The organism is Streptomyces sp. YGL11-2 (genome assembly GCF_050054615.1).
Classification (GTDB): domain Bacteria; phylum Actinomycetota; class Actinomycetes; order Streptomycetales; family Streptomycetaceae; genus Streptomyces.
This window is the reverse complement of sequence record NZ_JBNHIN010000038.1, coordinates 22906-35756: the sequence shown is the minus strand read 5'-3', so window position 1 is coordinate 35756 and position 12851 is coordinate 22906. Positions and strand designations below refer to the sequence as shown.

Below are 12851 nucleotides of genomic sequence, written 5' to 3'. Positions count from 1 at the left end.
CGGTGCGCCGTAATCTGGTGACGTGACCACGACCGAGCCGGACTCCGACGACATCCGCCGTATCGCCCTCGGCCTCCCGCAGACCACGGAGAAGCAGGCATGGGGCATGCCCACCTTCCGGGTCGCCGGGAAGATGTTCATCACCGTCCCCGATGACGAGACCTCCTTCGCCGTGCGCTGCCCCCGCCACGAGCGCCAGGAGCTGATCGCGGCCGAGCCGGAGAAGTTCTGGGTACCGCCCCACGAGGCCGGCTCCAACTGGGTACGGGTCCGCCTGGCCGCCCTGGAGGACATCGACGAACTCCGCGACATCCTCGTCGACTCCTGGAAGCAGGCGGCCCCGGACGCACTGGTCGAGGCATACCCGACCCGGGACTGACCGCGAGCCGGCGGTCCTTCGCCGCTCCGCGGCGGAACACACGGCCGCTTCGTGGCGGACCGCGTCGCCGCTCGTCAGGACGGTCGGAACCGCTCGTCCGGCAGCAGCACCGCCGCCCCCTCGATACGGTCACCGGCCAGATCCGCCAGCGCCTCCGGGGCGCGGCCCAGCGGATACGGCCGCGTGGTGACCCGGATCCCGATCCGCGCCGCCGCCTCCAGGAACTCCCGTCCATCGCGCCGGGTGTTCGCCGTCACACTGCGCAGGTTCCGCTCGTAGAACAGCTCGCGGTGGTACGAGAGCGCGGGGATGTCGGTGAGGTGGATCCCGGCGACGGCGAGCGTGCCCGACCGGTCGAGCGCCGCCAGCGCCACCGGTACGAGATCCCCGACCGGCGCGAAGAGGATCGCGGAGTCCAGCGGTTCGGGCGGTGCGTCGTACGCGTCGCCGACCGACGCCGCCCCCAGTTCGCGCGCCAGGTCGCGCGCCCGCGCCGACCGGGTCAGCACATGGACGGTCGCGCCCTCGGCCAGCGCGACCTGCGCCGCCAGATGTGCCGAGCCCCCGAAGCCGTAGATCCCCAGCCTGCCGCCCGGCGGCAGCGCACTGCGCCGCAGCGCCCGGTAGCCGATGATCCCCGCGCACAGCAGCGGCGCCAGCTTCTCGGCGCTTGCGGCCTCCGGCAGCGGATACGCGTAGTCGGCCGGTATCAGCGCCGCATCCGCGAACCCGCCGTCGGCATCCCACCCCGTATAGGTCGACTCGGGGCAGAGGTTCTCCGCCCCCGCGCGGCAGTAGCGGCACCGCCCGCAGGTGCCGCGCAGCCACGCCCCGCCCACCCGGTCACCGGTCCGGAACGCCGTCACCGCCTCGCCCGCGGCAACCACCCGGCCCACGATCTCGTGTCCCGGCACGGTCGCCGGCCGGTGCGGCGCCAGATCACCCTCAGCGAGATGCAGATCCGTACGACAGACACCGCATGCCTCCACGCTCACCAGGAGATCGCCGGGCCCCGGCTCCGGAAGGGGCCGGCGCACCGCCGTCAGCGGTCCGGAGCCCGCCGGACCGGGCCGCTCCACGGCCCAGCCGCACAGCGTCTCCGCCCGCGCCACGGCTGCCACCCCTCCAGCGTCGCGCCCGCCCGGACACCGGGCAAACGCTGACCGGCACCGCCCGCCGTCCCCGCCGGCCCCTGGCCTGATCCCGAGCAGTGAATTTCTACAGTGCTGTAGATTTTCGCCCGTAGCCAACGACCGACGAAAGGATGTCCCGTGGGCATCGTCAGCTGGATCGTGCTCGGACTCCTGGCCGGTGCGATAGCCAAGTTCCTTCTCCCCGGGCGCGATCCGGGCGGGCTGGTGGGGACCACGCTCATCGGTATCGCCGGGTCGTTCGTCGGCGGCTGGCTGTCGGCGAAGTTCCTGCACCGGCCGATCGCCCACCATTTCTTCGACGCCGCCACCTGGATCGCCGCCGTCGCCGGTGCGCTCGTGCTGCTGATCATCTACCGGCTGCTGTTCGGGAATTCACGGGACTGAGTCGATTCCCCCCGCACCGGGAGAGGCGCATCTTTCTTCGCGGCTGCGGGAACCGCCGTGCCGGCGCGTCCGTTTCCCCAGCAGACCGGAATTGGGGAATCAGATGACCGTGAACATGAGCAAGGGCCAGAAAGTCAGCCTCAGCAAGTCCGACGGCGGGGCGCTGAGTGTCGTACGGATGGGACTGGGCTGGCAGGCCGCACGCCGCAAGGGATTTCTCGCCCGCCTGACGGCCCGGGAGATCGACCTCGACGCGTCGGCGGTGCTCTTCGCGGGCAAGCAGCCCATGGACGTGGTCTTCTTCCAGCATCTGGTCAGCGACGACGGCTCGGTGCGGCACACCGGCGACAATCTGGTCGGTGGCAGCGGCCAGGGGGATGACGACGAGTCGGTGCTGGTCGATCTCCAGCGGGTGCCGGTGCACGTCGACCAGATCGTGTTCACCGTCAACTCCTTCACGGGGCAGACCTTCCAGGAAGTGGAGAACGCCTTCTGCCGCCTGGTCGACGAGACCAACGGCCAGGAGCTGGCGCGGTACACCCTCTCCGGAGGCGGCGCGCACACCGCCCAGATCATGGCCAAGGTCTTCCGGGCGGACGGGGGTTGGCAGATGGCGGCGCTGGGCACGCCCGCGCATGGCCGGACGTTCCAGGATCTGATGCCCACCATCGCCGCGCATTTGTGACGAGGCGAGCCACCGGGTATGCGTGACGATGGGCTCTACGGCGCATTCGTGACGACGCGCGCTACGGCGTATCCGTGACGACGGGGGCCATGACGCATTCGTGACGCTGCGGGCCGGAGCCCGGTGGCCCCGGTGGCTGCGGCGGGTGGCCGTGAGAGCGCGGGGCGCCGTCGAGGTGCGGTCCTCGACGGCGCTCGTTACTGCGCCCCGGGCGCCTTCGGCCCCGAGAAGTCCGGGCTGCCGAAGTCGGGGCCGGAGAAGTCCGGGGAGCTGAAGCCGGGGCCGTCGGTCTGGACGGGGCGCCCCTCGCCCGAGCCGCCGGAGACACCGGCTGCGGCGGGGCGCGGGAGGGCCGGGCGTCCCGTGCGGCTCCCGCCGCCGCTCAGGGTGGTGTCCAGCCGGCCGAGCAGGAACGGCATGATTCCCCGCTCCAGCAAGGCCAGTTGCCAGGTGGCGTGCGCTTGCGCGGTCTCCGGATCGGCGTCCTCCGGCGTCCGGGCATCGGCCGCCGCGCGGTTGCGCGCCGCCGCCACGAGCATCCAGCCGAGCCCGGTCAACGTCGCCACACCCGCCACACCCGCGGACGTCCAGCCGGCCCCGATCAGCTCGTCCGCGAGCGGGGACGGCGAGGCGACGGCCCGCAGACCGAAGCCGAACAGCAGGAAGACCGCCGCCGCGGTGGCGGCCAGGCCGGGCACCAACACCCCGAGCGCGGGCAGCAGTCCGCCGCTCCGGGCCTGCGCGCCGGTGCCGGGCTTGGGCTCCACGGGGCGGATCGGGGTCGTGGCGGCCCGCAGCCGGACGAACTCGCGGTACTCGGCGGCCGCCCCGGCGGTGATCGCGGCGCGCGCCCCGAGCGCCTCGCTGCGCAGCTGCTCGGAGTTGAGTGTCCTGGACGTCCGCTGCAACGCCTCCCTGATCTCCGGGGAGTTCAGGGCCCGGTCCAGGGTGCGCTCGAATTCGGGTGCGTCCTGTGCCTGTAAGCGGTCGTTCTCGTGCACGTGTATTCCCCGGTGGGTTGAGGGAGCCAAGGTTGCGCGGTTCGGCCCGGTGCGCTGCCGGGGCCGACCGGACGGCGATGCATTCCGGTCACTGTGCGGACCAACGTGGTGCACTTCTTGATGGTTCCCTGATTGCGCAATCCCTAAAGTGTTGCTCATGGATGAGATGGACGCAGCAGGGTGGGAAACGGCCGTACTCTCCGGTGGGCCCGCGGACGGGGTCCGGCTCCGACTGAGCGGCCGGCCGAGCGTGCTGCAGGTCAACCACCCCTGCCAGGCGGAGAACGCACCGGACGGCATGCAGATCGCGGCGCTGCACATCTACCGCCGTGACCTGAAGGTGAAGAGCGAGCCGCTGCGGTACGGGTTCGACGGGGTCAGCCCCTGACGGTCCGTCCGCGCTGAGGAGTTCCGTGCCCCTGCCTCAGGAAGCGGGGCGGGGGCCGGCCTCCTGGTCCGCGCGGGCGGCGGCGGGGCGCTCGGCGCCGGCGCTGCCGGGGGCGGTCGCGGAGCTGACGCTGCCGGGCGCGCCGGGTGCCGCGTGGATCGTGCGCGGCGGCTCGGTCCGCTCCTGGGGCCCCGCCTCGTAGGTGGCGGTCGGCGGCGTCCCGTCGTCCTCCCGCATCGCCTTCGCCTCGCTCTTGAGGATCCGCAGCGACTTCCCCAGTGCGCGGGCGGTGTCGGGCAGCTTCTTGGAGCCGAAGAGAACAATCACGACGATTGCCACCACGAGCAGATGCCAGGGTTCCAGTCCGTTGCGCAGCATCGCTGCCCGCCTTTCTCTCGTTGTCACAGTCGCGGCCGACGGGGACCGGCCCCGGATTTCACTTGCTACATTGCGCAACTGTATAACCCTGTGCAGGGGCTCCCCCTCTGCCTGCACGAAATCGCACGGACGAGGGTGCACACGTGACACGCAGCCACAAGGCACAAGCCGTACGCGGAAGCGAGGACGGGCTTGTCGGGGGACGGCGGCGTCGGCCCAGCGGGGTCCGGACAGCGGCGGCGCTCACGGTCTCCGTTCTACTCCTCGCGGTCGCGGGTTCCGGCTGGCTCTACCTCCAGCTCAACGGGAACATCACCACCTTCGGCGCGGACGGCCTCAGCCGGGACCGGCCCGCCGCGGGCGCCGGCGGCAGCAACGTCCTGGTCATCGGCTCCGACTCGCGCGCCGGCAGCAACGCCAGGCTGGGCGGCGGGACGGGCGACGTGGGGCGCTCGGACACCGCCTTCCTGCTGCACGTCTACGGCGACGGCCGGCACGCGGGCGCCGTGTCGTTCCCCCGCGACACCCTCGTCGAGATCCCGCCGTGCCGGCTGCCCGACGGAAGCTGGACCGCCCCGCAGTCCGGGGCGATGTTCAACTCCGCGTTCACCGTGGGCCAGACCGCCAAGGGCAATCCGGCCTGCACCCAGAACACCGTGGAGAAGCTGACCGGGCTGCGTGTCGACCACACCGTGGTCGTGGACTTCGCGGGCTTCTCGAAGATGACCACCGCGGTCGGCGGCGTCCCCGTGTGCCTGCCCAAGGACGTCTACGAGGGCGACCTCAACCCCAACCGGGGATCGCGCGGGCAGCGCATCTTCGCCAAGGGCTCGCAGACCGTCTCCGGCCAGAAGGCGCTGGACTACGTACGCCTGCGGCACGGCATCGGGGACGGCTCGGACATCGGGCGGATCAAGCGGCAGCAGGCGTTCGTCTCCGGCCTGATCAAGAAGGTCAGGTCGCAGGGCATGAACCCCTCCGCGCTGCTGCCGCTGGCGAACGCGGCCACCGAGTCGATGACCGTCGACCCGGGGCTGGGCTCGGCGGACAAGCTCCTCGCCTTCGCGATGTCGATGAAGAACGTCGATCTGCACAACACCAAGTTCGTCACCCTGCCGTGGCGCTATCAGGGCGCCCGGGTGGCGATCGTGCATCCGGACGCGGACAACCTCTGGTCGGCGATGCGCGCCGACCGCACCGTGGACGGCCAGGACGCCAGCGGCACGTCCGCGCACAAGGACGACGACGGCAAGGCCGCCTACGCCACCACCGCGGGGCCGGGCGTCACGGTGTCCGGGGCCGGTATCCGCGTCACCGTCTACAACGGCACCACCGTCCCCGGGCTGGCCGCCCGCGCCGCCGACGAGCTCAAGGCCGCCGGCTTCACCGTCACCGGCACCGCCACCGCCGGCGCCCAGCGGCACACCACCACGGTGATCAGCTACGGCCCCGGCCGGCAGGACCACGCCGTCGCCGTCGCCCGGCTCTTCCCCGACGCGGTGCTCCGGCAGGCCGCCGCCCCGGGCGTCAACGTCACCCTCGGCCGGTCCTACGCAACCCGACCCGCCCCCGCTGCGTCCCCCTCCGGAGGAGAGCCCTCGCAGGTGGGCGGCAGGGCCCGGTCCGCCGACGACAACCCCTGCTCCGATCTCTCCTACGGCTGACGACCACCCATAATGGACAGTCGCAGGAGTCCCGTTCACCCTGTTTCGCCCCTACGTATCCCGTACACATCCCGAGCATCCTGAGGAGATCAGCCCTATGTCAGCCCTCCGCCGGCCCTCGTCCGGCCCTCTGACCGGAGTCCTGTCCGGCGTCCTGCTGGCGGCCCTCGTGCTGCTCGCCACGGTGGCCGTGCTGCCGCGGCCGGCGTACGCCGCGGGCAGTGGCCTGGACACCGTGGCCGAGGCACTCAGAAAGAGCCCGGTATATGTCGACCCGCGGGTGAAGGACCAGCTGCCGGACGCGGACCGGGACGCCCTCGCGAAGAAAATACGCGACGCCGACAAGCCGGTATTCGTCGCCGTGCTGCCCGACACCGCCGAATTTCCCAAGAAGACGCTGCTGAAGGACCTGCGGACCAGGGTCGGCGTGACCGGCGTCTACGCCGTCCACCTCGCCGGCGTCGGCTTCAACGCCGGGGCCGACCGGACGGTGCTGCCCGCCAACGCGGTGCAGAACCTCCGGCAGGCCGTCAGGGATTCCCACAGCCGCGACGACGCCAAGGGCGCGGTCACCGACTTCGCCAACCAGGCCATCGCCCAGGCGCACGGGACCGCACCCTCCTCATGGGGCGACGACGCGAGCGGCGGATCCGGCGGTTCCACCACCGGGCTGATCGCCGCCGGTGCGGTCGTCGCGGGCGCCGGAGGCGGCTACGCCCTGTACCGCCGGAACCGGAAGCGGCGCGAGCAGGCCGAGCTGGAGCAACTGCGCGTGGTGGTCGACGAGGACATCACCGCCTTCGGCGAGGCCCTGGAGCACCTCGACTTCAACCCCTCCGAGCCCGGCGCCACCGACGACATGCGCGCCGACTACACCACGGCCCTGGACGCCTACGACCTCGCCAAGACCAAGATGGCCGGGGCCCGCGTCCCCGGGGACGTACGGGCGGTGACCGATGCCCTGGAGCGCGGCCGGTTCGCACTGGCCACGCTCGCCGCGCGGCGCACCGGCGCCCCGCTGCCGGAACACCGCAAGCCCTGCTTCTTCGACCCGCGGCACGGTCCCTCGACCGTCGACGTGCAGTGGGCCCCGCCGGGCGGCGCGCCGCGCCCGGTCCCGGCCTGCGCGGCCGATGCCACGCGGCTGGCCGACGGCCAGGAGCCGATGTCCCGTACGGTGCAGACCGCCGACGGGCAGCAGCCGTACTGGAACGCCGGACCCGCCTACTCGCCGTGGGCCGGCGGCTACTTCGGCAGCGGCGTGCTCCCCGCCCTGGTCGCCGGAACCGTGCTCGGCTCCCTCATCAGCGCCCCGTCCGCCTATGCCGACTCCCCGTCGTTCTTCGGCGGCACGGAGGGCGGGACCGACTCCGGAGCCAACTTCAACCCGGCGGACTTCGGCGGCGGTTGGGGCGACGGCGGCGGCTTCGACGGAGGTGGCTTCGACGGTGGCGGCGGCGACTGGTGAGCCGGCCGCGGTGAACCACGGCTGACCCGCCGACGCACCAGGGCCTGCCCGGATTCCGTTCCGGGCAGGCCCTCGGCCGTTCTCGCGGTCCGTCGGCCGTTTCCGCGGTCCGTCAACCGTTCTCCCGGCGCGCGTACCGCATCCGCGCGATCGTCAGCGCCGCCCCGTAGAGCGCGAGGACGATCGAGAGCAGCAGGTAGTACAGCGGCGGCGGGGCCGACATGGCCAGCAGCGGAGCCAGCGGGGAGACCGGCAGCAGCAGACCGACGACCGCGAGGGCCGTGACGGCGAGATGGACCGGCCCGGTGGCCCGGCCCTCGGCGGCCCGGCGGCCCGTCCGCAGCAGCAGCATCACCATCCCCTGGGTCAGCAGGTTCTCGGTGAACCACCCTGCGTGGAACATCGTGGGGGTGTCGGTCCCCGACGTCGCGCGGGCCGAGAACGCCAGCACCGCGAAGGTCGCCAGGTCGGCGGCGGCGTTGATCAGGCCGAAGGCGGTGATGAAGCGGAGGAATACCCTCGGGCGCAGCACGGCGGGCCGGCGCGCCGAGCCGGGGCCCGGCCGGTCGAAGGCGAGCGAGAGCTGCGCCGCGTCGAAGCAGAGGTTCTGCACCAGGACCTGGGCCGGGAGCATCGGCAGAAAGGGCAGCAGCAGACCCGCCGCCAGCATCGCGATCACGTTGCCGAGGTTGGACGACAGCGTTATCCGCAGATAGGCGGCGATATTGCTGCTCGCGTGCCGGCCGGTGGTGATCGCCCGCTCGATGGCGGTCAGATCCTTCTCGCCCAGCACCACATCCGCGCCCTCGCGCGCGACCGGCACCGCCCCGCGCGGACAGATCCCGACATCCGCGGCGTGCAGTGCGGGCAGGTCGTTGACCCCGTCCCCGAGGAACCCCGTGGTGTGCCCGCTCTCCCGCAGCACGGTGACGATCCGGGCCTTGTCCTGGGCCGTGCACCGCGCCACGACCGTCGCCCGCTCGACCGCCGCGGCCAGCGCCGGCCCGCTGCACCCGGCGAGCCGGTCCGCGGTGAGCACCTCGCCCGGCTCCAGCCCCAGATCCCGGCAGGCCCGCGCCGCGGTGCCCGGGTGGTCGCCGGTGAGCACCTTCACCGCCACCCCGCGCTCGGCGAGCACCTCCAGCGCGTCGGCCGCGGACGGCGCGAGCGCATCGCTCAGCTCGACGAAGCCGAGGAAGGTCAGCCCCCGGACGTCGGCGTCCGTGTACGCGCCGAGCCGGGGACGGCGCTCGCAGCGCGCCACGGCCAGCAGCCGCAGACCGCCCTCCGCCTCCGCCGCGGCGAACCGCAGCAGCCGCTCGCGAGCCGCCTCGTCCATCTCGGCGTCCTGCCCGTCGAGGTTCAGTCGCCCGCAGCGGGCGACCACATCCTCCACCGCGCCCTTGGCGACGAGAGTGTGGCTGCCGTGCCGCCCGGGGCTGCGGACCACCGCCGCGGCCAGCCGCCCGACCGGATCGAACGGCAGCGCCGCGATCCCGTCGTACTCCAGCGGATCCGCCCCGCTCGCGTCGGACGCCTCCAGGACCGCCTCGTCCAGCGCGTCCGGCACCGGCAGCTCGGCCAGCTCGATCGTCCAGAAGCTGTTCACCGCCGCCCAGCGCAGCACCTCGGGATCGCCGACGCCGCGTGCGTCGACGGCCCGTACGACGACCGGCCGGTCCTGGGTCAGGGTGCCCGTCTTGTCCAGGCACAGCACGTCGATCGCCCCGAGGTCGTGCAGCGCCGGCAGCCGTTTGACGATCACCCCGCTCGTCCGGGCCAGCGCGGCGGCCCCCCGGGCCAGCGCGGTGGTGACGATCACCGGCAGCATCTCCGGCGTCAGACCGACCGCGACGGCCACCGCGAACGGCAGCGTCTCCAGGCCGCGTCCGCGCAGCGCGGCGTTCGCCATCAGCACCAGCGGCGGCGTCAGCAGCATGAAGCGGATCAGCGTCCACGCGATGCCGTGCACCGAGCGGTCGAACGCGGTCTCCCCGCGCCGCCGGGCCCGCCCGCCGTACGCCGCGGCGAACCGGGTGTCCGCACCCGTGGCCACCACCAGCGCCGTCCCGCTCCCGGACGCCACGCTGCTGCCCTGGAAGCACATGTGCGGCGGTTCGGCCGGCCCGCCGTCCCCGTCGAGCGGCGCGTCCACCGCCCGCTTCGGCACCGGCGCGGACTCACCGGTCAGCGCCGCCTGATGAACGGTCAGCCCGCTGGCCCGCAGCAGCCGCACATCCGCCGGTACCAGGTCTCCCGGGCCCAGCCGCACCACATCGCCGATGACCAACTGGTCGACGGGGATCTCCCGCACCCGCGGCGGAGCGTCGTCGTCCGCCCGGCGCTGCACCGTCGCCGTGGTGGCGACCAGCTCCCGCAGCGCCGCCATCGACCGGCTGGCATGGTGCTCGCCGCCGGACCGCAGCGCGCAGCTGACGGCCACCAGCGTCAGGATCACGCAGGCGGTGCCCCAGGAGGCGACGGCCGCCGACACCAGCCCCAGGCACAGCAGCACCGTGGTGAACGGATCCCGCAGACTGCCCAGGAAACGCCGCGGCCAGGACACCGGCTTCCAGGACGGCATGGTGTTCTCGCCGAGCCGGGCCAGCCGCTCCTCGGCTTGGGCGTCGGTCAGCCCGCGCGGCCCGCTGCCCAGCCGCCGCATCAGCTGCAACGACGTCAACGACGTCAACGCCGCCAGCGCCCCTGCCCCCGCCGGGGCGCTGTGGGGCTCCCCGCCCGCGCGGGTGTCTTCCGTGTCCGGGGGCGTCGGGCCGGTCCCGGGTGCCGCGGTGATCTCAGGCACCGAGCTCACGCAGGCGGAACGGCGCCTCGACCTCGGAACGGGCGGCCAGTTGGACGACCAGCGTCCGCATCACCGCCACCACGTCGGGGTCGTCGACGAGGTAGACCACCCGCCGGCCCTCGCGGCGTGAGCGCACCAGTCCGGCCAGTTTCAGCTTGGACAGGTGCTGGCTCACCGCCGGCAGGGCGCCGCCCACCCGCTCGGCGAGTCCGCTGACGTCGCTCTCGCCCTGGGCCAGTGCCCAGACGATGTGCAGGCGCGGGGGAGAGGCCAGCAGTCCGAACATCGCCGCCGCCGCGGCCAGTACCTCGGCGGACGGGTCGGGCTTGGCGGCCTTGGCGGCCTTGCCGTCGAAGCTGGTCACCACTGCCGCTCTCCGTCCTTCCAGGGCGTCCCCTTGTCCCCGGAACGCCCAGTGTAGGCGGCGGGCCGTATGCCCTGACAGGCCGAAGCTTCCAGTGCCGAACAGGCGAGTGCGGAGTGCCGGGCGCCGCGGCTGCCCCCATGATGGCGAATGCTTCACCACGGGTGCATCACGGTCGCATCAGCCACTCGATCTCGCGAGGTCTCACGATGGAAGAGAACGGGACCATGGAAGCGCCCCGGCCCCTTGCCGGGGGCCGGGCCACCTACGGGGGCCGGACCACGGAATGGAGCCGGGCCCTCAGGGACGGTCGGGCGCTGCGCCGGGCTCCGGTCCAGGTCCACGGGCTCCGCCCGCTGCCCGCCGACGTCTCCGCCCCGCGCACGCTGCCCTGGCTCGTCGCGGTCAGCGCGCTGTTCGTCCTCCTCCAGGTGGCCCTGGTGGCACCCGGATCCGGGCTGGGCTGGGACGAGACGGTCTACGCGAGCCAGGTCAGCCGGCACGCGCCACCCGCCTTCTTCAGCGCACCGCGGGCCCGCGGCATCACCTACCTGATCGCGCCGGTGACCGAGCTGACCTCCTCCACCACCGTCCTGCGGATCGTCCTCGCGCTGCTCTCCGGCGCCGGCCTCCTGGGCGCGCTGTGGATCTGGCGCCGGCTGCTGCCCACTCGCGTCCTGGCCCTCGGTGGCGCCCTCTTCGCCACTCTCTGGATCACCCTCTACTACGCGCCCCAGGCCATGCCCAACCCCTGGAGCGCGTACGCCACGCTGGCCGCCGTCGGCTGCTTCCTGCGCGCCGTACGGGACCGCACGGACCGGTGGGCGCGAGTCATGCTTCCGCTCGCCGTCGCGGTGGTGGCGCTGATGCGCCCGCCGGACGCCGTCTGGCTGGTGCTCGCACTGGCCGCCGCGGCGCTGGCGGTGCCCCGGTGGCGGCGCCCGGGGCTCGTCCTGCTGCTGGTGGGCGGGCTGGTGCTGGGCGGCGCGGACTGGGTCGTCGAGGCGTACACCAGCTACGGCGGCCTGATCGCCCGGCTGCACCGGGCCGCCGAGATCCAGGGCGGCATCGGCTGGAACGTCGCCGTGGAGGACCAGATCCGCAGTCTGGACGGGGTCGGGCTGTGCCGTCCCTGCGACGTGCCCTGGAGCCACCCCGTCACGGCGGTGTGGTGGTTCGCCCTGCCCGTCCTGGTCCTCGGGGGCATCCTGGCCGCCGTACGGGCCAGGCGCCCGGCCACCGCCCTGCTGCCCGGCGCGGTCGCGCTGGTGATGGCCGCGCCGTATCTCTTCCTCATCGACTACGCCGCGCCCCGCTTCCTGCTGCCGGGCTACGCCCTGCTGGCCCTCCCCGTGGCCGACTGCGTGTGGCGGCTGATCGCGGGTGGGGACCGGCTCCGCCCGTTCGCCACGGTCCTCTTCGCCGTGGCCCTTCTGGGGCATCTGGCCGTCCAGGGCGCCGTGCTGACCGGCAACACCGCCCGCAACCGCCATATGCACCAGGACTTCACGGCCGTCGCCACCGCCCTGCACGGCCTCGGGTTGCGCCCGCCCTGCACGCTCTCCGGCGAGAACGCCGTACAGATCGCGTACTACACGGGCTGTGCCTCCCGGCAGATCGGCGGCCCCGACGCCAGCATCACCCCTGACGGACTGCGCGCCGAGGCCAACCGCCGCCCGGTGGCCCTGCTCGTCCCGCCGCGCACCGCGCCCCCGGCCTACGCCCGTTCCTGGCACCCCGCGCCGCTGCCCGACTCCACCCGATTCCGGGGATACCGTGCCTATCTCGCGCCGGTCCCGAAGGCTCGGAAAACGGCCGTCCGGTAAATCCCGCGGATATCCCGGGGGAATTCCGGCGAGCGCAGAATTCACCGGATCTCCGTTCGGATGTGCGGACCGGAAACTTCCGCACCGTGTTTGATCGGGGGTGCATCGCCACACCCCCTCTTCACAGTCTTCAGCGCCGTCATCGCACCGTTCCGGAAGTGGACCATGAGCACGATCAGCATCGGCGAGGCCGTCCTCCTCGGAATCACCGAGGCCGTGACGGAATGCCTCCCGGTCTCTCCCGCCGGCCGCCCTGACATCACCGACCGGCGCGAGAGCGCCGGAGGGGCGAGGGGAATATCCGGCGACGACCGAGCCGTGGTGGCCGCCGCCCACGCGGCGAACCGCTGAGCG

13 protein-coding genes are annotated in these 12851 nt (G+C 73.0%); 8 read left to right on the top strand and 5 right to left on the bottom strand.

The window, feature by feature from the left end; genetic code table 11:
• The first annotated feature begins 22 nt into the window (after positions 1–22).
• Positions 23–379, top strand: a complete 357-nt coding sequence (locus ACO1BR_RS31825) for an MmcQ/YjbR family DNA-binding protein (RefSeq protein WP_426798560.1) — start codon at positions 23–25, stop codon at positions 377–379.
• 74 nt (positions 380–453) lie between these two features.
• On the opposite strand, the gene ACO1BR_RS31820 is transcribed toward ACO1BR_RS31825, so the two are convergent.
• The gene (locus ACO1BR_RS31820; RefSeq protein ID WP_426798559.1) at positions 454–1500 is read right to left on the bottom strand and encodes a zinc-dependent alcohol dehydrogenase family protein; all 1047 of its coding nucleotides are present in this window, start codon (positions 1498–1500) and stop codon (positions 454–456) included.
• Between the two features lie 150 nt (positions 1501–1650).
• Between ACO1BR_RS31820 and ACO1BR_RS31815 the strand changes: the two genes are divergently transcribed.
• Positions 1651–1917 (top strand): GlsB/YeaQ/YmgE family stress response membrane protein, encoded by a 267-nt coding sequence (locus tag ACO1BR_RS31815; protein ID WP_426798558.1) that lies wholly within the window; start codon positions 1651–1653, stop codon positions 1915–1917.
• A 103-nt stretch (positions 1918–2020) separates the two neighbouring features.
• Complete coding sequence (locus ACO1BR_RS31810; protein WP_426798557.1) at positions 2021–2602, top strand: TerD family protein; 582 nt, start codon at positions 2021–2023, stop codon at positions 2600–2602.
• A 197-nt stretch (positions 2603–2799) separates the two neighbouring features.
• Here ACO1BR_RS31810 and ACO1BR_RS31805 read toward each other — a convergent pair whose 3' ends face one another.
• Positions 2800–3603: a hypothetical protein gene (locus ACO1BR_RS31805; RefSeq protein ID WP_426798556.1), complete on the bottom strand. Its 804-nt coding sequence runs from the start codon at positions 3601–3603 to the stop codon at positions 2800–2802.
• Positions 3604–3760: 157 nt separating this feature from the next.
• Here ACO1BR_RS31805 and ACO1BR_RS31800 point away from each other — a divergent pair, with 157 nt between their 5' ends.
• On the top strand, positions 3761–3991 hold the full coding sequence (locus ACO1BR_RS31800; RefSeq protein WP_189301750.1) for a hypothetical protein: 231 nt from the start codon (positions 3761–3763) through the stop codon (positions 3989–3991).
• 36 nt (positions 3992–4027) lie between these two features.
• Here ACO1BR_RS31800 and tatA read toward each other — a convergent pair whose 3' ends face one another.
• A complete protein-coding gene (gene tatA, locus ACO1BR_RS31795) occupies positions 4028–4369 on the bottom strand; it encodes a Sec-independent protein translocase subunit TatA (RefSeq protein ID WP_426798555.1) in 342 nt (113 codons plus the stop codon).
• A 143-nt stretch (positions 4370–4512) separates the two neighbouring features.
• Between tatA and ACO1BR_RS31790 the strand changes: the two genes are divergently transcribed.
• Both ACO1BR_RS31790 and ACO1BR_RS31785 read left to right on the top strand, forming a co-directional pair.
• Positions 4513–6033, top strand: a complete 1521-nt coding sequence (locus ACO1BR_RS31790; RefSeq protein ID WP_426798554.1) for an LCP family protein — start codon at positions 4513–4515, stop codon at positions 6031–6033.
• 97 nt (positions 6034–6130) lie between these two features.
• Positions 6131–7501, top strand: coding sequence for a hypothetical protein (locus ACO1BR_RS31785; protein ID WP_426798553.1), 1371 nt, complete (start codon positions 6131–6133; stop codon positions 7499–7501).
• A gap of 112 nt (positions 7502–7613) precedes the next feature.
• Here ACO1BR_RS31785 and mgtA read toward each other — a convergent pair whose 3' ends face one another.
• Positions 7614–10316: a magnesium-translocating P-type ATPase gene (gene mgtA / locus ACO1BR_RS31780; protein ID WP_426798552.1), complete on the bottom strand. Its 2703-nt coding sequence runs from the start codon at positions 10314–10316 to the stop codon at positions 7614–7616.
• Positions 10300–10593 (bottom strand): ArsR/SmtB family transcription factor, encoded by a 294-nt coding sequence (locus ACO1BR_RS31775; protein WP_236574017.1) that lies wholly within the window; start codon positions 10591–10593, stop codon positions 10300–10302. The genes mgtA and ACO1BR_RS31775 overlap by 17 nt, the downstream gene beginning before the upstream one ends.
• 287 nt (positions 10594–10880) lie before the next feature.
• Between ACO1BR_RS31775 and ACO1BR_RS31770 the strand changes: the two genes are divergently transcribed.
• Positions 10881–12497 (top strand): hypothetical protein, encoded by a 1617-nt coding sequence (locus ACO1BR_RS31770; RefSeq protein WP_426798551.1) that lies wholly within the window; start codon positions 10881–10883, stop codon positions 12495–12497.
• A 165-nt stretch (positions 12498–12662) separates the two neighbouring features.
• A complete protein-coding gene (locus tag ACO1BR_RS31765) occupies positions 12663–12848 on the top strand; it encodes a hypothetical protein (protein WP_426798550.1) in 186 nt (61 codons plus the stop codon).
• The last annotated feature ends 3 nt before the right edge of the window (positions 12849–12851 follow it).

Coding starts and splice junctions, on each gene's coding strand:
- ACO1BR_RS31810 (WP_426798557.1), top strand. CDS start 2,021: ATGACCGTGAACATGAGCAAGGGCCAGAAAGTCAGCCTCAGCAAGTCC.
- ACO1BR_RS31800 (WP_189301750.1), top strand. CDS start 3,761: ATGGATGAGATGGACGCAGCAGGGTGGGAAACGGCCGTACTCTCCGGT.
- tatA (WP_426798555.1), bottom strand. CDS start 4,369: ATGCTGCGCAACGGACTGGAACCCTGGCATCTGCTCGTGGTGGCAATC.
- ACO1BR_RS31785 (WP_426798553.1), top strand. CDS start 6,131: ATGTCAGCCCTCCGCCGGCCCTCGTCCGGCCCTCTGACCGGAGTCCTG.
- ACO1BR_RS31775 (WP_236574017.1), bottom strand. CDS start 10,593: ATGTTCGGACTGCTGGCCTCTCCCCCGCGCCTGCACATCGTCTGGGCA.
- ACO1BR_RS31770 (WP_426798551.1), top strand. CDS start 10,881: ATGGAAGAGAACGGGACCATGGAAGCGCCCCGGCCCCTTGCCGGGGGC.
- ACO1BR_RS31765 (WP_426798550.1), top strand. CDS start 12,663: ATGAGCACGATCAGCATCGGCGAGGCCGTCCTCCTCGGAATCACCGAG.